The sequence below is a fragment of the Exiguobacterium sp. s26 genome (assembly GCF_018618235.1).
Taxonomy (GTDB): Bacteria; Bacillota; Bacilli; order Exiguobacteriales; family Exiguobacteriaceae; genus Exiguobacterium; species Exiguobacterium chiriqhucha.
The window spans coordinates 163,725-183,922 of record NZ_JACSLS010000005.1 but is presented as its reverse complement, the minus strand read 5'-3'; the positions used below and the strand labels follow the sequence as shown (position 1 = coordinate 183,922).

20 protein-coding genes are annotated in these 20,198 nt (G+C 52.7%); 13 read left to right on the top strand and 7 right to left on the bottom strand.

The genetic code is table 11. From position 1 onward, the window contains the following. Positions 1–212: 212 nt before the first annotated feature. The 3 genes from nagE to KNP82_RS10050 are packed head-to-tail and all read right to left on the bottom strand — an operon-like array spanning position 213 to position 3,053. Positions 213–1,700: an N-acetylglucosamine-specific PTS transporter subunit IIBC gene (gene nagE, locus KNP82_RS10060; RefSeq protein ID WP_214827785.1), complete on the bottom strand. Its 1,488-nt coding sequence runs from the start codon at positions 1,698–1,700 to the stop codon at positions 213–215. Further along, complete coding sequence (locus KNP82_RS10055; protein ID WP_029596349.1) at positions 1,697–2,545, bottom strand: PRD domain-containing protein; 849 nt, start codon at positions 2,543–2,545, stop codon at positions 1,697–1,699. Before KNP82_RS10055 ends, nagE begins: the two co-directional genes overlap by 4 nt. A gap of 19 nt (positions 2,546–2,564) precedes the next feature. Continuing rightward, a complete protein-coding gene (locus tag KNP82_RS10050) occupies positions 2,565–3,053 on the bottom strand; it encodes a PTS sugar transporter subunit IIA (protein WP_051627763.1) in 489 nt (162 codons plus the stop codon). Positions 3,054–3,512: 459 nt separating this feature from the next. On the opposite strand from KNP82_RS10050, the gene KNP82_RS10045 reads away from it, so the two are divergent. The 3 genes from KNP82_RS10045 (at position 3,513) to KNP82_RS10040 (ending at position 6,001) form a co-directional block, all read left to right on the top strand. Then, positions 3,513–4,667 (top strand): MutS2 family protein, encoded by a 1,155-nt coding sequence (locus KNP82_RS10045; RefSeq protein WP_408584502.1) that lies wholly within the window; start codon positions 3,513–3,515, stop codon positions 4,665–4,667. Beyond that, positions 4,664–5,203, top strand: a complete 540-nt coding sequence (locus KNP82_RS15730; RefSeq protein ID WP_408584501.1) for a hypothetical protein — start codon at positions 4,664–4,666, stop codon at positions 5,201–5,203. Before KNP82_RS10045 ends, KNP82_RS15730 begins: the two co-directional genes overlap by 4 nt. A gap of 90 nt (positions 5,204–5,293) precedes the next feature. Further along, on the top strand, positions 5,294–6,001 hold the full coding sequence (locus KNP82_RS10040; RefSeq protein WP_029596346.1) for a membrane protein: 708 nt from the start codon (positions 5,294–5,296) through the stop codon (positions 5,999–6,001). 29 nt (positions 6,002–6,030) lie between these two features. Here the strand turns inward: KNP82_RS10040 and KNP82_RS10035 are convergent, their stop codons facing one another. Further along, entirely contained in the window at positions 6,031–6,600 is a 570-nt protein-coding gene (locus KNP82_RS10035) for a hypothetical protein (protein ID WP_214827782.1), read from the bottom strand. Positions 6,601–6,742: 142 nt separating this feature from the next. On the opposite strand from KNP82_RS10035, the gene KNP82_RS10030 reads away from it, so the two are divergent. The 6 genes from KNP82_RS10030 to KNP82_RS10005 all read left to right on the top strand — a co-directional run bounded on the left by KNP82_RS10030 (position 6,743) and on the right by KNP82_RS10005 (position 13,867). Next, positions 6,743–7,390, top strand: a complete 648-nt coding sequence (locus KNP82_RS10030; protein ID WP_214827779.1) for a response regulator transcription factor — start codon at positions 6,743–6,745, stop codon at positions 7,388–7,390. After that, positions 7,390–8,658, top strand: coding sequence for a HAMP domain-containing sensor histidine kinase (locus KNP82_RS10025; RefSeq protein WP_214827776.1), 1,269 nt, complete (start codon positions 7,390–7,392; stop codon positions 8,656–8,658). The genes KNP82_RS10030 and KNP82_RS10025 overlap by 1 nt, the downstream gene beginning before the upstream one ends. Then, the gene (locus KNP82_RS10020) at positions 8,649–9,389 is read left to right on the top strand and encodes an AAA family ATPase (protein ID WP_029596342.1); all 741 of its coding nucleotides are present in this window, start codon (positions 8,649–8,651) and stop codon (positions 9,387–9,389) included. The genes KNP82_RS10025 and KNP82_RS10020 overlap by 10 nt, the downstream gene beginning before the upstream one ends. Positions 9,390–9,601: 212 nt before the next feature. Continuing rightward, entirely contained in the window at positions 9,602–10,453 is an 852-nt protein-coding gene (gene licT / locus KNP82_RS10015) for a BglG family transcription antiterminator LicT (protein ID WP_021067990.1), read from the top strand. 99 nt (positions 10,454–10,552) lie between these two features. Continuing rightward, entirely contained in the window at positions 10,553–12,406 is a 1,854-nt protein-coding gene (locus KNP82_RS10010) for a beta-glucoside-specific PTS transporter subunit IIABC (protein ID WP_021067991.1), read from the top strand. 9 nt (positions 12,407–12,415) lie between these two features. After that, positions 12,416–13,867: a glycoside hydrolase family 1 protein gene (locus KNP82_RS10005; RefSeq protein WP_031200425.1), complete on the top strand. Its 1,452-nt coding sequence runs from the start codon at positions 12,416–12,418 to the stop codon at positions 13,865–13,867. Positions 13,868–13,987: 120 nt separating this feature from the next. Here KNP82_RS10005 and KNP82_RS10000 read toward each other — a convergent pair whose 3' ends face one another. Next, positions 13,988–14,422, bottom strand: a complete 435-nt coding sequence (locus KNP82_RS10000) for a hypothetical protein (protein ID WP_131471690.1) — start codon at positions 14,420–14,422, stop codon at positions 13,988–13,990. A 227-nt stretch (positions 14,423–14,649) separates the two neighbouring features. Here KNP82_RS10000 and KNP82_RS09995 point away from each other — a divergent pair, with 227 nt between their 5' ends. Together KNP82_RS09995 and KNP82_RS09990 are read left to right on the top strand one after the other, a co-directional pair. Continuing rightward, positions 14,650–16,185 (top strand): sensor domain-containing diguanylate cyclase, encoded by a 1,536-nt coding sequence (locus KNP82_RS09995; protein ID WP_131471689.1) that lies wholly within the window; start codon positions 14,650–14,652, stop codon positions 16,183–16,185. Beyond that, a complete protein-coding gene (locus KNP82_RS09990) occupies positions 16,182–16,676 on the top strand; it encodes a hypothetical protein (RefSeq protein ID WP_214827773.1) in 495 nt (164 codons plus the stop codon). The genes KNP82_RS09995 and KNP82_RS09990 overlap by 4 nt, the downstream gene beginning before the upstream one ends. Positions 16,677–16,715: 39 nt before the next feature. On the opposite strand, the gene KNP82_RS09985 is transcribed toward KNP82_RS09990, so the two are convergent. Together KNP82_RS09985 and KNP82_RS09980 are read right to left on the bottom strand one after the other, a co-directional pair. Continuing rightward, the gene (locus tag KNP82_RS09985) at positions 16,716–17,588 is read right to left on the bottom strand and encodes an ROK family protein (RefSeq protein ID WP_029596338.1); all 873 of its coding nucleotides are present in this window, start codon (positions 17,586–17,588) and stop codon (positions 16,716–16,718) included. Between the two features lie 16 nt (positions 17,589–17,604). Further along, positions 17,605–19,389, bottom strand: a complete 1,785-nt coding sequence (locus KNP82_RS09980) for a type I phosphomannose isomerase catalytic subunit (RefSeq protein WP_165569425.1) — start codon at positions 19,387–19,389, stop codon at positions 17,605–17,607. A 141-nt stretch (positions 19,390–19,530) separates the two neighbouring features. Between KNP82_RS09980 and KNP82_RS09975 the strand changes: the two genes are divergently transcribed. Continuing rightward, on the top strand, positions 19,531–19,827 hold the full coding sequence (locus tag KNP82_RS09975) for a PTS sugar transporter subunit IIB (protein WP_021067999.1): 297 nt from the start codon (positions 19,531–19,533) through the stop codon (positions 19,825–19,827). 4 nt (positions 19,828–19,831) lie between these two features. Continuing rightward, positions 19,832–20,176: a PTS sugar transporter subunit IIA gene (locus KNP82_RS09970; protein ID WP_021068000.1), complete on the top strand. Its 345-nt coding sequence runs from the start codon at positions 19,832–19,834 to the stop codon at positions 20,174–20,176. Positions 20,177–20,198: the final 22 nt, after the last annotated feature.

The following is a 20,198-nucleotide window of genomic DNA, read 5'->3' as shown; positions in this document are numbered from 1 at the left end:
CGCGTCTATGGATCGGACTAGCGCTGTTCATCGGGCTATCTATACTCGGTTTTTTCGGATTTAACCCGTGGCGATTACTCATCGAGGCATTCATGTGGATGACGACATACGTGTTGCCATGGATCTTTCTTTACTTTTTGATTCAATTTTACAAAACATATGAGCAAAGACAGTAAAAAAAGCCACCTCGCGCGCGAGGTGGCTTTCGTCAGTTACCCGGCGCGATGGCTCCGGAGTTTTTCAATCTCTTCGAGGACGAATTGGACGTTCGTTCCGACGATGACTTGAATATGGTTCGGGCTGACAACCTTGATACCAGGGATGCCCGCTTTCTTGATTTGTGCTTGGTCGACCGTATCCATGTCTTTCACATCGACGCGGAGACGTGTGACGCATGACTCGATGCCTGTGACGTTTTGATCGCCACCGAGACCATCGTAAATCATCACTGCCATCGCTGAATATTGACCGCCGGCAGCGACTGGAGCCGTCTTCGTTTCGCCTTCAGGAGTCGTTTCCGTTGCGACTGCGTCAACCGCTTCGTCTGACTCACGGCCAGGTGTGGCCAAGTTGAGCTTGACGATCATGAAGCGGAAGATGACGTAGTAGATGGCACCGAAGACGAGACCTTGAACGAGCAACATGTACGGCTGGTTCGCGAGCGGTAACTGTGAGCTGAGGACAAAGTCGACAAGACCGGCGCTGAAGCCGAATCCGGCCGTCCATTGGAACGTCGCCGCGATGAAGAGGGAAACCCCTGTCAAGACCGCGTGGACGAGGTAGAGAACTGGTGCGAGGAACATGAACGAGAATTCGAGCGGTTCCGTGACACCTGTGAAGAACGATGCGAACGCTGCGGCGAGAAGGAGCGAGGCCGCTTGTTTTTTACGTTTTGTTTTCGCTGTATGGTACATGGCGAGGGCTGCTGCCGGAAGACCGAACATCATAATCGGGAAGAACCCGGCTTGATAGCGTCCAGTAATCCCTTTCACACCTTCACCTGACCAGAAGTTACCGATATCGTTAATGCCGGCCACATCGAACCAGAATACCGAGTTCAAGGCGTGGTGAAGACCAGTTGGGATTAACAGACGGTTGAAGAAGCCGTAAAGGCCTGCCCCGATTGCACCCATTTTAGAGATCGTTTCCCCAAATCCGACGAGTCCTGTGTACACGACCGGCCAGACGAAGTAAAGGGCGACCGAGACGAGGATCATCGAGAATGCCGTCATGATTGGCACGAGACGCTTCCCACTAAAGAAGGCGAGTGCATCTGGTAGCTTCACATGACTGAAGCGGTTGTACATTTGAGCGGCGACGATACCTGACAAGATACCGACGAACGCGTTGGCAATCTTACCGAACGCTGGGTTGACGGCTTCGACGTCGACACCTTGGAACAAGGCGACCGTTGCCGAAGACAAGAGTGTCGTGACCGTGAGGAAGGCGACAAGTCCGCTTAGAGCGGCTGAGCCGTCACGGTTTTTCGCCATCCCGAGGGCGACCCCGACTGCGAAGAGAATTGGAATGTTATCGATGATCGCTGAACCGGCTTTGATCAAGAATGCGGCGGCGATGTTTTCAGAACCCCAGCCGACCGGGTCGATCCAGTAACCGATCCCCATGAGAATGGCAGCTGCAGGAAGTACGGCAACTGGCAACATGAGGGAACGTCCGAGACGTTGTAAAAAGTTCATCATTGTGAATGTCCTCCTTTTTGATGGTGTTGATCTTGCAAGCGTTGAATGTGGAGCGTGATGTAACCAAGCTCTGATTCGGGCAAGACGATGCCGTATAAGTCTTCCATTTCGTTTGCGACGTCAGACGCACATGCATAGGCAGACGAGAACTTCGTTTGAATCATCTGAAGCATATCTTCGTCGATCGTATGGTGATCGTAATGGTTGACTCGATCCATGACGAATCGTAAATGAGTTAATAAGCGTTGATAGGATAAGTCATCTTCTTCTATAGATAGATCGAGCCGTCTCGAAATCGATTGAATCATGTCACGTACGATTGTCGTCTGTTTGACCGTCTTGCGTAAATCACCTCCCTTCACTTTTAGTGTATGGATGTGTAGCGCGATGAAGGCCGCCTCATCTTTGGGCATCTTCACGCCGAGTTTGTCCTCGATGAGGTGAAGCGCCCATAACCCGATTTCGTATTCGTTGCGATATAAAATCTTAATCTCGTTCAACAGCTTGTTGCGGAGCGAGATGCCTTCTTGCTCGCGCTCGATGGCAAACGAGATATGATCGGTGAGCACGATATGGATGTGTTCGTTGAACGTCGTCTCGAGCCGTTTTTCCGCATGCGAAATGATTTCTTCTGAAATCGTGAAGTGCTCAATTGGAATCCGTGTCAGCAGTTGTTGAAACTTATCATTCTCCGACATGACGAACAGCTTTTCCACCTTATGCGGATTGACGATATCGTTGCGAGCCTTCTTGAACGCGACGCCTGGTCCGATGGCGATCTTCTCTTCGCCCTCGTCCGAGACGATGACCGCGTTGTTGTTTAAAATCTTTTTAATTTTTAACATGTGTCCTCCTAACGAGGAGTCATTGTTCCGCTTGAGCGACGACGGTTTTCCCGGGAAGCGATGGGCCTCCTGCATGGAACGAATACGGGTGCTCTAACGTGCTCCCGTTTGTGATGACCATCGGAGTGACCGTGTCTTTACCGGCTCGCTGGATTTGTTCCAAGTCGGCCGTCAACAGTGGCTGTCCGGTCGTGACCGTGTCACCGACTTTGACGTGGACGTTGAATGGGCTACCCGCGAGTTCGACCGTATCGAGTCCGACATGAATCAAAATTTCAGCTCCGTCTCCCGAACGGATACCGATCGCGTGCTTCGTCGGTGCGACTTGGATGATGGTTCCATCTACCGGTGCGACGACCGTTCCGTCCGTCGGCATGATGGCAATCCCGTCGCCCATCATCTTCTCGCTGAAGACGGGGTCGGTCACTTCCTCAAGTGGAATGATGTCTCCTTCCATGGGTGCGTAAAGTGTCAGTGTATGTCTCTTCATCCACTTATTCAATAACATGTTCGATTCATCCTTTCGCTTGAAAAATGATTGTGAAAAAACAAAACAGGCATGGAGTATAGACGGGTGGCGTGAGCCTTTCGTCTTACCCCATGCCTGATCGAATCAGTCACATGTGATCATTATTCGTTTCGTCACCCTCAAGATAGCACGCCGATGTATAGATATCAAGACCTAATTTGAAAGCGTTCTCTAGAAATTTTACTTCTTCGAAAATCTGTTGTATAGTTAGGGCGAAACTGAATGGGAAAGGTGTTGCATGTTAATGAGTGAGGTTGTATCTGCCTAACGAACTGAAAAATGTTGGATGACGCGTCTCTTTGTCATGCCTTCATGTTCTGTTACAGATACCGCCCTTCATAAACTGCCAGACACCGGTCTGTCTTTTTGCGTTGGTCGTCATCGGCCGACGCTTTTTGTTTGCGCGGTATCTCCATCACAAAATAAGGAGACTCCATCATGAATGAACAAACATTAGACAAACTACAATACAACGACTTGATTCATCACGTCGAACGCTACTGCATCAGCGGATTCGGACGCAACTTGTTACGAAACCAGCGTCCGACGAGCCATCTGCAAACGGTGAAAAAACGGCTTCAAGAGACATCGGAAGCACGCGCGATTCTCGACGCGACGTCACACGTCCCCTTTATCGGGGTATCCGATATGGAACCACTCATCGGTAAAATCAGCCGTGGCATCCAGCTCGAGGCAAGCGAACTCGAAGCCGTCGCCGAATTTTTCCGCGGGGCCCGTAAACTGAAGCGGTTCATGGCCGAGCAGGCGTTCTTTGCCCCGCTCTTGTCCCTTTACGCGGGAGAGATGAGCGAGTGGCGCAGCATCGAGGAAGACATCGTCCAATCGATTCGTGGGGGACGGGTCGTCGACGAGGCGTCCAAAGAATTGAAACGCGTCCGCAAACAAATCGACATTCTCGAAGGACGGATCGAGGAGCGGTTGAGCAAGTTCTTGAAGAGCGCTGCGAACCGGGAAGCGATTCAAGACGGCTTTGTGACGAAGAAACAAGATCGATTCACGATTCCAATCAAAGCGTCATATAAACATAAAGTCGCTGGGGCAATCATCGACACGTCGAGCCGAGGGACGACGGTCTTCATCGAACCAGAGGCGGTCGCGAAGTTGAACGCGGAACTCGTCGTCAAACGAACGGAGGAAGCGGTCGAAATCTATCAAGTGCTCGCCACGCTCACCGGCATGGTGGCGGAAGCGTTGCCGACCATCGAGGCGACGCTTGATGTCATCGCCCAATACGATATGGTGTTCGCGAAAGGGAAGTATAGCCAAGCCATCGATGGCATCGCCCCTCGCGTGAACGCTGTCGGGAAAATCCGTTTGAAACAAGTCCGCCATCCGCTCCTCGAACGGGCGGTCCCCCTCGACTTCTCGCTCGGGGACACGTACCGCGGTCTGATCATCACCGGACCGAACGCCGGCGGGAAGACGGTCGTCTTGAAGACGATCGGTCTGCTCAGTTTGATGACGATGAGCGGGCTTCATATCCCGGCCCATCCGGACACGGACATCTCGTCGTCGCCTCGACCCATTACGGCGAAATCAAAGCGTACTCCGAGACGCATCCGGACTTCATGAACGCGGCCATGCAGTTCGACCCGGAAACGCTCGAACCGAAGTATCGGCTGTTGATTGGGCAGTCCGGCGACAGCAACGCCTTATTCATTGCCCGGAAAATGAAATTGCCCGAATCGATTTTGAAGCAGGCGGCCCGCTATATGCACGACAAGACGTACGACCAGTCGCTCGTCGATCCGGCACGTCTGACGCAAGCAGTCGTCTCATCCGTCATCGAACCAGATCAAGTTCTGTCAAAAGGGGACCGGGTCCGCCTGCTCGAGACGGATCAAGTCGGTCTTGTCTATGCGATGGACGAATCGTTGCGCCAAGTCACCGTCTATGTCGACGGTGTCTACAGTGAGCAACCGCTCCGCCGAGTTCGACGCGAGGCGAAAGCGCTCGACTTGTATCCAGCTGGTTATGACCTGGAAACGTTATTCATCGATTACCGGGACCGGAAAGAAGCCCATGACTTTGCTCGCGGTTCGAAGAAGGCGCTCCGTCGCGTCGAGAAAGAGATTCGGGCGCGGCAACGTGCCGAACGAAGCAAATGAGTGTATCCGGGAAGACACTCGGGTAAGGAACAAGGACCGGGAGTCATCACGTACAGTTCGGCTTTCGGGTAACGTGTCGGAGGTGACTGGATGTTTTGGTTAAGCTTGTTGTTCGCCATCGGATTTGCCTTGATTCACTACTTTTCAGGACAGTTGATTCACGTGCGCGAGACGCCGCGGAGCCGGTTTCTGTCACTCGCCGGCGGAGTCGCCGTCGCGTATGTGTTTCTTCATCTCTTGCCTGAACTGAACGAATATCAACAAGAACTCGAAGGACATCTCGAGAGTGGGCTATTTGCCTCGATCGAGAATCATATCCTCGTCGTCAGCATGCTCGGTCTGGCAGTGTTTTATGGCTTGGAACGGTTGGCCACGCAAATGAAACGGCGTGGCAACGACAGCGTTTTTTGGATTCACATGGCGTTGTTCATCGTCTACAACTTCAGCATCGGCTATGTGCTCGCGGAGAGCGAGTTCGATACGGCATGGGCAATGACACTCTACTTTGTCGCATTAGGGATTCATTTCATCACGGTCGACCAGGGTCTGAGGCATCACCATCAGGAGTCGTACGACAGGCGAGGCCGATTGTGGTTGTCGTTGGCCGTGCTTGCCGGGTGGGGCGTCGGCTCATTTTCAGCGCTCCATGAAGTGACGCTGTCGATGATTGTCGCGTTCTTGGCCGGGGGGATTATTTTGAACGTCATGAAAGAAGAGCTGCCAGAAGAACGAGACAGCAGCTTTCGTGCGTTTGCTGTCGGGCTCATCGGATACGCTTTACTGTTATTGGCCATATGAAAAGGCAACCCTCGCGGTTGCCTTTTTGCTTACAGTGAATTGGTGCTCTGATTGTCTACGTTATCATCGGCCGCAGGTGTGTCCTCATCTTGGTTCGGGCCACCGAATTGACCACCGTGATGAGGGCCATGCCCGCCTCCGTGACGTCCACCGCCAAAGCCGCGCATGTCGCCTAAGTCGTCGTAACTCGTGATGTCAGCAAAACGTTCTTCGTGGTCGGCAAGAATCGCGTCGGCCTCATCTTGCGTCAAGTCACCGGATTCGATGGCTGCCTCAAGTTTCGCTTCATGAGAAGTGATGATCGCCTCGATGAACTGTTCGATGGTGATTCCTGTTTCTTCCGCGAGTTCAGGAAGCGATTGTCCTTCTTCTCGCGCTGCTTCCACTTCGGCTTCGGTCAAACCGAGCGCCTCGAGCAAAGCGGCCTGCCCGGCTGCCCGGTCACCGAACATGCCCCGCTCGCCGCGTTCTCCGCGTTCGCATTGGGTCGTCGTTTCCGTTCCGTCGGTTGTTGTCGTATCGTTCGTGGCGGCATAGACGCCGGTTCCTGAGACGGCAAGTAGGCCGGCCAGGGCGATGGCTAATTTAGATGTTTTCATATTAATCTCCTCCTTTACTACTTCAAGTGTAGGACGTGGACGTTCAAAAGTTGTGAGGGAGTTGCAAGGTTTCTGCAAATTGTCTTTGGGAAATGATGGGTTCGTTTCGCGATGCGATATAATGGGGGTGGAGGCGATAAAGATGAACGTACTCGTAGTCGAAGATGAACCGAAATTAGCGGACGGGTTCGCCCGCTTTTTAACGTACGCGGGGTTTCATGTCAGTGTGGCCGGTACACTCGCCGAGGCGAAACGACAACTCGAGCAACCGTTCGATGCGGTCCTGCTCGACGTTCGTCTGCCGGACGGGGAAGGATGGACGCTCATTCCAAAACTGAAGACGCTCAAGCCACGGCCGGCCATCATCTTGGCGACGGCACGGGGAGAGGCGGATGACCGTGTGTTCGGCCTCGAGCTCGGGGCCGACGATTATTTGGTCAAACCGATCGTGTTAAAGGAACTCGAAATTCGCCTGAAACGTCTCGTCAAACAGACGGACGAGATCTCGTTCGGCGACATGATGGTGGACGCACGATCCCGTACGGTGACCGATCACGGCCAAGCGATTCGGATGACCAATAAAGAATACGAGTTGCTCCTCTTCTTCTTGAAACATAGTGGAGAAGCGCTCGATCGCAACCGCCTACTTGACGAGGTGTGGGATTATACGTTCGCCGGGGACACGCGCACGGTCGACACGCACGTCAAACAGTTGCGTGACAAATTGCCGACGATGAAGCGGTACTTGAAGACGGTGCACCGCGTCGGTTATCGATTGGAGGAAGTCTGATGAGCCGTTTGATGAAGAAATTGCTTTGGACGGCAATCCTTCCCCTCGTCGTCATGGCGTTGCTCACGTTCGGCCTGACGTCGCTATTGATTGGACGTTTCGCTGAGACAGAGAGCTATGACCAATTAGCGCGTGAGGCGGATATCGTCTACGAGGCTCTCGTGGATGGGCGCGGCATACCCGGACAGCTCGATGTCCTCGTGTTTCAAGGCGGGGAGGCGGTCAATCTTGAACGGGGAGGTAGGATGCGTCGACAGATGACGCCGATGCTCGACCCGGACGGATTGTCCGAACGAGACGAGGTCAGCGTGAACGGGATGCGGCTATTGACGTTCCTTCGGGAAGAAGGAGATGTTCAAATCGTGACGTATGCACCTATCCCGCTGTCGAACCCTCAGTTTCGCCAAATTTATGTCATTCTTGGCAGCGGTTTTTTGCTCGCACTCCTCGTCGCCGTCGGTGTCACGTATTGGATGGGTCGGCGTTTGACGTCCCCGCTCATCGAGCTGAAGCAGGCGACCGCGTCCATCATGTCGGGTCGTCATGATCTCACGTTGCCACCGGTCACTGACGATGAAATCGGCGATTTGACAGAAGCGGTCCGTCAGATGAACACGTCGCTTGAAGAGAAAGAGCGACTGCAAAACACGTTCATCTCGGGAATCACGCACGACGTCCGCACCCCGCTCGCCATCGTCCGAAACGAGGCAGAAATGCTTGAACTCGGTGTCGTTAAACAAGAAGACGTGGCCGCGACGGGACGTAGCATGACCGAAGAAGTCGATCGCATCGACCGGCTCGTCACCCAGATGCTCGAATACTCGAAGCTATCGGCAGGCAAGCTGGCGCTCACGATTGAAACTGTTCACATGAATGAATTGATTGAAGCGACGGTCGCGCGGATGGAGGAATGGTTCCGGCACAAGCAAGTGACGGTCACGCTTGAACTTGAGGATGTGACAGTACAGGCGGACCGGTTGGCGATGGAGCGCATCCTGTCGAACTTTCTTCAGAACGCATATCACGCGAGTCCGATTGGCGGTGTGATTACAATCAGGCTCACTGAGCGACGGCTTGAAATCGAGGATAAGGGTCCGGGCATCACAGAATCGATGCGTGCCAACATCTGGGACATGTATGTGAAAGGCGACCGTTCGAACGGGCACGGGCTTGGTCTGGCTATCAATAAGCTGTTACTCGAGGCACAAGGGCTGTCGTACGGGATTGAGTCGAGAGAGGGGGCACTGTTTTGGATCGAATGGGAATAAACTTATTTTTGCGGGGTGTGCGCTTGGAACGGGACCGGATTGAGACACCTGGCTATCCGTTCTCGCTACCGATTTTTGAGGGGTTTGATGAACTGACGCTGACGAAGCCGGTCACGTTCTTGGTCGGCGAGAATGGGAGTGGAAAATCGACGTTGGTCGAAGGGATGGCCATCGCCGCCGGATTCAATCCGGAAGGTGGGGCGACGACGTTCCGTTTTGAGACCGAGGCAACGCATAGCCCGTTGTTCGAGGCGCTCCGTCCGATTCGGGGTGCCTATCGACCGAAGGACGGATTTTTCCTCCGGGCCGAGACGGCATATCAATTGTCGAGTTATGTGGATGAGATTGCACGAACGTCGCCCGACCCGGAACGGTTCTATGCGTCTTACGGCGGTCGATCGCTCCATGAGCAATCGCACGGGGAGGCGTTCTTGTCGCTCATGCTCCATCGTTTCCGGGATGGCGGGCTCTATATATTGGACGAGCCTGAGGCCGCCTTGTCCCCGATGCGGCAGTTGACGATGCTCGCGCGGATGCATGAACTCGTCCAATCGGGCAGTCAATTCATCATCGCGACCCATTCACCAATCCTCATGTCGTATCCTGACGCCGACATACTCCAAGTCGAGACGGGACTCCGGCCGACGACGTTCGACGAACTCGAGCACGTCCGTGTCATGCGTGACTTTCTAGCGGCACCAGAACGGATGCAACGCATCCTGTTCGAGTGAAAACGGTCACGGTGTAAGCGTTTTATTTTTATGTTGACGTCAAGATTTCAAGGGAGTATGCTAGTAGCGAGAAGAAGAAAATCCATTTTGGGATTGTTACTGGTCAAGCAGGCAAAACCTAAATTGATGCCGATCATCCAAATTTGGGCGGACCGGTGTGAATTTAGGTTTTTTTCTTTTCACTCGAACTTGAGCGGAGGTGAATTGATTCCATGCAGATTTCAAAAGTGTTCAACAATAACGTCGTGGCCATTCAAGCGAACGGTCAAGAACAAGTCGTCATGGGACGGGGGATTGCGTTTCAAAAACGTCCGGGTGATGCGATTGATCAAGCGCGGATTGAAAAAGTCTTTACGCTCGAGAGTAAAGAGAGCCACGAACGGTTCGTTCATTTTTTGAATGAGATGCCAGCGGCGGAGATGGATACGGTCAAAGAAATCGTCAAGTTGGCGGAGACGCGGCTTGAGAAGTCGGTCCATGATTCGCTATATGTGACCCTCGCCGACCACATCCATTTCGCCCTCAGTCGGTATCGGGATGGAATCATCATTCGGAACCCGCTCGTTTGGGAAGTGAAACGATTTTACGGACCCGAGTTCACCATCGGGAAAGAAGCGGTCGCCCTCATCAATGAACGGCACGACGTCAAATTAGACGAAGACGAGGCGGTCGCCATCGCGCTCCATCTCGTCAACGCGACGATGTCGGGCGCCAAAGGTGAAAATTTGCATCTCGTCACCGAGATGACACGCGCCACACAAGCAATCCTCACCATCATCACGTACCACTTTCAAATTGATTTGGATGAAGAATCATACGCCTATTCACGATTCTTGACCCACTTGAAGTATTTCGTCCAACGGCTTGCCTCAGGTGAGAAGATTAAGCAGGGGGGCGACGAGACACTGTTCGAGATGGTGAAGCTGCGCTATCCGGATGCTTACGAATGTGTCGAGAAAATCGCCGGTCTAATCGCCACGAAGTACAATTACGAGGTTTCGACCGATGAGCGGTTGTATATGATGATTCATATCGAAAACTTAATGAAAGAACGACGATCCTAAGGATGGTTACTGATGATGCAGGCCAAACCTAAATGACGGCACCTCCCGTGTGCGTTCATTTAGGTTTTTCTTTTTACCCAAATTGAAGGAGTGAACATTATGAGCCAAACAAAAACGCTCGCCGCGGACATCATTCGTCACGTCGGCGGGAAAGATAACGTCAAAAGCGTGTTCCATTGTGCAACACGGCTACGTTTTAAATTGAAAGATGAACAGAAAGCCAATCCTGAAGCGTTAAAAAATCATGACGGCGTCATCACGGTCGTCCAAAGCGGCGGTCAATTCCAAGTCGTCATCGGCAACAACGTCCCATACGTCTATCAAGACGTGGTCGAGGCGGGTGGATTCCAGACGTCATCGAACGACGATACGGAAAAAACGGGCGTCTTTAACCGTTTGATTGATGTGATTGCGGGGATTTTCACCCCGATTCTCGGTCCGATGGCCGGTAGTGGTCTATTGAAAGGGTTGCTCGCCATTCTCGTCGCCCTCGGCTTACTGACACAAGACATGGGCACATACATCGTCTTGAACGCAGCGGCCGACGCGCTCTTCTACTTCTTACCGGTCATCCTCGGCCATTCGGCAGCGAAGAAGTTTGGCGGCAATCCGTATATTGGGATGATTATCGGGGGTGCGCTCGTCTATCCGGCTATCGTCGCGATACAAGGTGCGGGCGAGTCACTCTCATTCCTCACGGTGCCAGTCGTCTTGATGAGCTACGCGTCCTCGGTCATCCCGATTATCTTGGCGGCGTACGTGTCATCGAAAGTCGAAACGTTCTTCAACAAACACACGCATGAGGCGGTCCGTAACTTCACGACCCCGATGATGGCACTCTTGATTGTCGTCCCGCTCACGTTCCTCGCCATCGGTCCGGTCGCAACATACGCGAGTCAAGGTCTCGCCGGCGGCTACTCGTTCTTATATGAACTCAGTCCAGTCGTCGCCATCGCTTTCATCGGTGCATTTTGGCAAGTGCTCGTCATGTTCGGTCTCCATTGGGGGCTCGTGCCGATTATCATCAACAACTTGGCAGTCGTCGGCATGGACACGATCGTCGTCGGAGTCCTCATGGCGACATTCGGTCAAGTCGGGGCAACGCTCGCCATCACATTGAAGGCGCGTGACCCGAAGACGAAAGGACTTGGTACCTCGTCGACGATCGCTGGTGTGTTCGGTATCACCGAGCCGGCGATTTACGGATTGACGCTCCCGCGTAAAAAACCGTTCGTCTTTGGGATGGTTGGCGGCGCGGCCGGCGGTGTCGTCGGCGGTATGCTCGGGACGGCCGCTTATGCGATGGGTGGTCTCGGCGTGTTCAGTATCCCGGTCATGATTCCGGCAACGGGCCTTGATATGACATTCTATGGTGCGTTGATTGGGATGGCAGTTGCGACGCTCGTCTCGTTCGGACTCACGTTCGCATTCCATAAAGAAGTAGCATCGGAAGAAACGTCGCCGCGTGTCGAATCAGCACCTGTCTTGACTGATCACGTCGGTACACCGGTCTCCTCACCGGTCAAAGGGGAAGTCGTCGCACTTGAGACCGTTCGCGATGAAGTGTTCTCGAGTGGCGCGATGGGGAAAGGAATTGCCATCATGCCGACGGAAGGCGTCGTCTATGCGCCGTTCGACGGGGAAGTCGTCACGGTCTATCAATCGAAGCACGCAATCGGACTCCGGTCGCATAGCGGTGTCGAAGTATTGATTCACGTCGGGCTCGACACGGTCCAGCTCGGAGGCCAACATTTCGAATCGTTCGTCACAGACGGACAACAAGTGACCGAAGGCGACGTGTTGGTGAAATTTGATTTAGAAGCCATTGCTCAAGCCGGTTACGACACGATAACTCCGGTAATTGTCACAAATACAGGGAATTACTTAGATGTCTTGCCGACACATAGCGGCATCGTCGAACCAAACCACGGCGTCTTGCGCGTCTTAGCCTAAAAGGAGGAAATGGATATGAAACAAGTAGCGAAAAACTTTTTATGGGGTGGCGCCACAGCGGCGAACCAATTTGAAGGCGGATATCAAGAAGGCGGCAAAGGACTGTCGATCGCGGATGTGATGCCGGGCGGCAAGGACCGGATGAAAATCATCCATGACCCGACGTTCGATTTCGAGTTACATGACGAGTATACGTACCCGAACCACGAAGGCATTGACTTCTATCATCACTACAAGGAAGACATCGCTCTCTTCAAAGAGATGGGCTTCAAAACATTCCGCATGTCGATCGCTTGGTCGCGCATCTTCCCGAACGGTGACGAACTCGAGCCGAACGAGGAAGGTCTTCAATTCTATGATCGCGTCATCGACGAGCTCGTCGCGCAGGGGATTGAGCCGCTCGTCACCATCTCGCACTATGAGTTGCCGCTCCACTTGGCGACAGCATACGGTGGTTGGCGTGACCGCCGCCTCGTGACATTTTTCGAGCGGTACAGCCGTGTCTTGTTCGAACGTTACCAAGGCAAGGTCAAATATTGGCTCACGTTCAATGAAATCAACGGGGCCCAATTCATGCCGATGCTCAGTCTCGGGATGGCGATCCGTGAAGGGGACGACCAGTTGCAATTGACATATCAAGGGTTGCACCATCAACTCGTGGCAAGTGCGCTCGCGACAAAAGCAGCACGCGAAATCGACCCGTCGATGCAAATCGGCTGCATGCTCATCGCGGCGCCGGTCTATCCGTACAGCTCGAACCCGGAAGACATTTGGTACGCGCATGACGCCGAGCGCATGATGAACTTCTTCTGCGGCGACGTTCACGTTCGCGGTGAATATCCGTCGTTCGCGAAACGATTCTTCCGTGAGAACGGGATTGAACTCGTGATGGAAGATGGCGATCTCGAGACGCTAAAAGCACACACGGTCGACTTCTTCTCACTCAGCTACTATATGTCGCGTACCGAGAAAGCGGAGAAGACAGAAGACGAAGCAGCAGGGAACATCATGAGCGGTGTGAAAAACCCTTACTTGAAAGCAAGCGACTGGGGCTGGGAAATCGATCCGATGGGACTTCGCGTCATTTTGAACAAACTGTATGAGCGTTATGAATTGCCGCTCTTCATCGTCGAGAACGGTCTCGGGGCTTATGATAAGGTCGAAGCGGACGGTTCGGTCCATGACGATTATCGGATTGAGTACTTGCGTGACCATTTGAAAGCGATGGTGGAGGCGATTGAAGACGGTGTCGACGTCATCGGTTATACGAGCTGGGGCTGTATCGACCTTGTCAGCGCATCGACCGGGGAGTACAGCAAACGTTACGGTTTCATCTACGTCGATAAGCACGACGATGGGTCAGGGACACTCGAGCGTTCACGGAAAGACTCGTTCTTCTGGTATCAAGACGTCATCCAGACGAACGGGGCGAGCTTGTTCGAGGACGAGACGGTGAAATAAGAAAAGAGCGGCCGCGGCCGCTCTTTTCTTATGACTTCGTGACTTTGCGCAAGACGATGATGGCGAGACTGACGCCACCGGCAATCAACATATACGTGAGAATCTCCATCCAAGCTGTCATCAGACATCCTCCTCCGCGAAGACAGCCAAGTCCCCTTGAGGCATGGCGACGAGTAAGAAGTGTTCGCCTCCGAGCGGACGGGCGTCTCCGGCCTGCCAACTTTCATACTGTTCGTGATAGCCGTTCACGAACAGGACGGCTCCAGATTCAAATGTCAGTTCAAGATGGGGATTGTCTTCAGATAACAGGATGGAACGGACGCGTTCACGTCGGAGTCCGACGAGGTGATGGAGTTGTTCATCTTCGTTGAACAACGGTCCCGATGAATGGACGTACCAAGGTCCTTCAATCGAGAGCCACGACTCGTTGCCGTCTCGGTTGAAGTAGAGTAGATGATGATTGGGGCCAGAACCGAAGTCGATTCCGACGAAGGAAGATGCGTTAAACAAATGCTGTAAAATCCGTGTTGCTTCAAGATGTTCGGTACGGGTCACGCTTCCACCTCGCTTAAATGGGTTAGTTAATTCCATCATTCCACGTTACTTCGCTAAAGTAAATGAAAGGATTATGTGAAATCACTCATATCAAAAGTACAATCATCATGCGCAAGTTCTTGTGGTAAATATTTCAAAGTAATTGAAAGTTTGGTAAGTGATTCAATGAATTTCGGCAAGTTACCCGTGATTCGACTTATAATAAAAAGTATAGGTGAATCGATTTAATGAAACGAGGGATAATCATGGTTTATGGCTTGTTGATTGGCGGCATCGTCCTCATCACCATCGTCTTCAACATCCTTCGGTTGATGACGACCCCCGTCCTGAATCGCTGGTTGCTCGCTGGGTCGAGTAGCCTCGTCGTGATTTGGCACGGAGTATTGTTCGATTTTTATGATTTACATTGGTCGGTGCTGTTATTGATTATGACAGGACTCATTTGTTTTCATTGGAAAGGCATGACTGTTGCCATCATGGTCAGCTGGCTCCTCGTGTACAGTCAATCCGGGACGTTATCCTTTCCACTCTTGCTCAGTTATATCTTCTTCGGCCTAGGTGCAGCGCTTCTTTTCGGCTATGTCACCCAGTTGAAACGAGAACGATCAGGACGATTGCGCATGTTGACGGCGAGTTCTCGACAATTGAACGTGTTCCGAGAGGTCAGTTTCACCATGCAAGACACGCTCGACCCGGACCGGTTGCTCCAAACAATTTTAACGTCAGTGACGGCTGGGCACGGTCTCGGCTTTAACCGATCGATCATTTTCTTCGCCGATGTGGAAAAAGATAGTATTTACGGGGTCATGGGAACGGGTCCAATGAACCCGGAAGATGGTTTTCAAATTTGGGAAGAAATCACTCGGCAACATTATGATCTCCAAGGACTGATTGACGAGAAAGAGACGGACTCGACACACGATGAGCAGTTGAACGAACGGATTCGGAAAATGACGATCCCGTTTCATGGAGACCATCTGTTCAAGCAGACACTCGACTCGGGACGGCCGCTCCACGTCTACGCGAGCATCACCGACGATCCGGTGTTGCGTATGTTACATACCGATTTACAGATGGACGAGTGTACGATTTTCCCGCTCCATCACCAAGGAATCCCATACGGACTTCTCGTCATCGACAACGTCGTCAATAAGAAACCGATCACCCCTCAAAAAATGGACAGTGTTCGACCAATCGCGGAGCAAGCTTCACTCGCATTGCATCAGACGATGCTGTACCAACGCATCGAGACGTTGGCGCTTCGTGACGGGTTGACGCGTCTTAAAAACCATCGCTCGTTCGAACAAGATTTGGATGTCTTGTTCCGGGAGTGCGAAACGGACGAGCTGTCACTGATTGTGATGGATATTGACCATTTCAAGCATTTCAACGACACAAACGGTCACTTGGCTGGAAACGAGTTACTCACGCGGCTCGCGAGTGTCATTCGACGAAGCGTGCCGGATGAACAGATGGCGTATCGGTTCGGTGGCGAAGAGTTTGTCGTTCTCTTGCCGCAGTTCGACGAAGTCGAGGCGTCCCACGTCGCGGAGACGATTCGTGCGGCCGTGCTCGGCACCAACTTCATGTACGGGGAGCGACAACCAGGTGGTCAGTTAACGCTGAGCTTCGGTGTCGCTTCGAAGCACACGCTTCACGAACAGTCACGCGAACGGTTGATTGAGTGCGCCGATCAAGCGTTGTACGCGGCCAAATCACGAGGGAAAAACCAAGTCTGCCGCTGGGAAGGGGTGCCGCTATGACCGAATTCAGTGTCATGATCATGACCGTCGCCTTTATAGCGACCATCTTGTTTACGAGCCGTCCAAGTTATCGGTTTGTGACGGGTAGTGTGGCCAACCGACACGCGGAGGCACTGGGCGTCTCGCTGAAAGACGTCTCATTCTCGTTCGACCAAATGGTGTATTTCATCGCCTTGCCGACAACGATTCCCGAAGTGCGGGATGCGATGAAAGAAGAGCTGGTCGTCGAACCGTATTATGAGTCGTATTTCTTTCCAGAAGTGAACGGCGTGCAAGTCTCGGTTAAATCAGGGTCCGCCGTGATTCCTATCGCCTATTTGCCGATTGACGATTTCAGCCTTCCTGTGTTGGATCGACACTTGGAGGCCGGAAAGATTAATGAACGCGTCAACCGGACGATTCGGGAGCATATGATTGTCCATGACCGTACGCTCGAAGCGATTCGAGACGAGGTGTATGATCACCTCCATGAAGATCACCTCGCACAATGAAAGGGTTTCCATCACAGACTCGTGGTGGAAACCCTTTTTTTACTGCGCTAACATGTGAAATCGTGCGGCACCGATCAAGTTGGCCGCGTTGAAGTGGGCACACGTCTCGAGATCGATGTGGAACGTCCCGAACGCGTCACAGAGCGCATCCAAGTGTCGTTTGATGCCGTCTCGGACTTCCGGACGGCGACTGATGCCGCCACCGATTAAAATCCGCTCCGGGTCGAGTCCGAATTGAAGATTGTACATGCCGATTGCGTTCCAGCGATAGAAGCGCTCTAATTCCGTTTGGATGACCGGATTGGTTTGAAGCGCGAACACGTCTTTTCCGGTAAGTGGACGACCGAGCTGTTCGCTGCAACGCTTGACGAGGACGGCCGTCGAACCGATGGCGCTCCATGTTCCATCTGGATGCGGCAAGTTCGGGTCCAAAATCCAGTACCCGTACTCACCGCCGTGGAAGTGTGACCCGACCATGAGGACGTCCGAGTCGACGAAGGCACCACCGATGCCGGTACCGATGACCACGGTCGCATAACGTTTCACGGATGCGGCCGCACCGTTCCATCCTTCTGCAAGTGCTGCCGCATTGGCATCGTTCAAGACGGTGACCGGTAAGTCGTAACGGTCTTCGAACGCCTGTAGAAACGGACGATTGTGGATATACGGCAATGCGCTGATGCCATGAATCACACCGGTCGTCGAGTCGACGGAGCCGGGCGCACTGAAGGCGATTCCGTCGAGCGGGGACTCGACGGTCGCTTCGTTAAAAATCACATCGACTTGATCAAGCAAGCCGTCCCACGTCGCTGGGGTTGGGACGTGTTTGTTCGACAGGAGGTTGCCGTCGGCTTGGACGACTCCGTATTTGATACTGGTACCACCGATATCGATGGCTAAATAATGTTGCATGTCTTGTTTCCACTCCTTATGGCAAGAACGCGGCCCCGATGACGCCAGCGTCGCCATGCAGTTGCTGCAGGACGAGGGGGGTCGCTCCTCTCAAATGAGGGTATACTCGCATCGCGACCGCGTCTTGTAACTGATTCCAGTATAACGGAGCCGAAGCCGTCACGCCTCCTCCAAGAATGATGACGTCAGGATCGACCGTGTGGATGATATTGGCGAGACCGGTCGCTAAATCCTCGACGAACGTGCTGCGTTCGATTTCGTCTGTCAAAAGCGTCATCGAATCAGTCATTCCTTTAGTGCGGGCACGTTCGTGAAGTGCCGTTCCACTCGCATGCGTCTCAAGCGCTCCGACGTTCAGCGTCGGATGTGCTGGTCCGTCCGTACGAATGATCATATTGCCGACTTCTCCGGCGCTACCATGAGCCCCGCTAATCAAATTTTGCTTATAGACGAAACCGCCGCCAATACCTGTGCTGACCGTGACGTAAAAGACGGAGTCGACATGACGACCAGCCCCAAATTTCGCTTCGGCGAGCGCTGCCGCATTGGCATCATTCTCTAACGTGACAGGTAGGCCGAGCAGAGTGCATAGCGGCTCCACGATTGTCTGATGGTGCCAGTTCGGGAGGTTCGGCGGGGTCAAGAACGCACCTCGTTTTAAGTCGAGCGGACCCGGTGCCGCGATGCCGACGTGCGTGATGTCATATTCGAGTTGGAATCGTTCGACGGCAAGCTTGATTTGGTTCAACAAGGTGTCGAGCGCAAGGTGCGGCTGTGTCTTCAATTTATATTGTTTCTCGAGACGCCCTTCTGTCGACACGACGGCGATTCGTGTGTTTGTGCCGCCCAAATCGATGCCGATGCGGGCTTTTTGTTTCGTTGGAGAGGATACACCGGTGACGAGGCACGTGGCCGTTCCGTCTAACTGAAATGACTGACCCGCTGGCAAAAGCAACGTCGCACCGATCTCGAAGGCCGAACCGTCAATCTCAAGTGTCCCTTCGACGACCGAGAGCAAACGGAACGTGTCCGTCGAGACGGATTCTTCGCGTTCGATCGTCCATTTTTCGACGAAGAAATACGGATTGCGCGTCAACTGCGTTCGGAAATGATCCAGTGACAGGGCAGGTTCCACATAGTCGAGATGGGGTGCGAAGGAGGCAAGGGTACCTTGATTGACGTGGAGATCACGTGTGCGGCCCGTCGTCGGTTCAGTGCGTCCGTAATCATAGAGACGGTACGTCGTATCCGAACTTTGTTGAATCTCGAGAACAGATACGTCTTTCGTCAAAGCGTGGACAGTCCCGGCCGGCACGTATAAAAAATCGCCGCGGCTGACAGGTTTTCGAATTAAACCGGACATGACATCACCAGCTTCGAGCGCCTGTTGTAACGTCTCTTTCGACTCGAACGTATGCCCGTAGATGATTTCTCCCCCTTCTGGCGCGTCGAGGATGTACCAGCATTCATTCTTTCCATACGGTTGACCCTCGAGCGACTGCGCGAGCTCGTCATCAGGATGCACTTGAATCGATAAATCATCGTTCGGGTCAATCCACTTGATCAATAACGGAAATACAGGTGAGTTAATGCCGAACAGTTCTGGATGCGTGGCATAAAGGTCGTCTAGCGTTGTCCCAATATGCGATCCGGCAGACACGACGGAACTGCCTTGCGGCAACGCCGAGGCGGTCCATGCTTCGCCGATCGAGACTTCATCAAAACAAAAACCAAAACGCTTTAAGCGGTCGCCTCCCCAAAGACGATATTGATAATGCGGCTGTAACGGGATGATTTTCATCGTCAATTCCCTCACTCTCATTTATTATCGTATACACTTTTAAATTTAAAAACTAAACAAACTTTAAATCAAGTATAGACATGAAATTAATCATGTGTATAATAAAAGTTGTAAACGATTTCAAAAAAGGAGTGGTCGAACATGAAGAAGGTATTACTTGCTTGTAGTTCAGGAATGTCGACGAGCCTGCTCGTCACGAAAATGCAACAGCACGCGGCGTCAATCGGGGACGAAGCGAAAATTTGGGCAGTCGGTCAAGACCAGGTTGGTAAGGAGATGGAAGAAGCGGACGTCATCCTCATCGGACCGCAAATGCGCTTTTTGCTCGATAAATTGAAAGCGCAAACATCGAAGCCGGTCGAAGTCATCGACATGATGGCCTACGGAACGGCGAATGGGAAAGCAGCGTATGAGCAAGCAATCAAATTGATGGGGTGAGGTCATGGAAGGAACGGAAGAGTTAACGTTAGAACAGATGGCGTTCATGATGATTTTGCATAGCGGGAACGCTCGGAGCACGATTCAAGAAGCAATTCAAACGTATAAGAACGGTTCCTACGAAGCGTTTGAAGCGCAGCTAGCGACAGCACGTGAACAGTTAAAAGAAGCGCATCAGACGCACTTCGGTCAAATTCAAAAAGAGGCGAACGGGGAGAAGACGGACATGTCACTGTTGCTCCTTCACGCCGAAGACCATCTCATGTCGACTCAGACGATGCTCGATTTGACGGCAAGCCTGATCGAGATGATGGAGCAAAAGATTGTAAATCCTAATCAAGAAGGGTGAATCCTATGTCACAGGACAACAA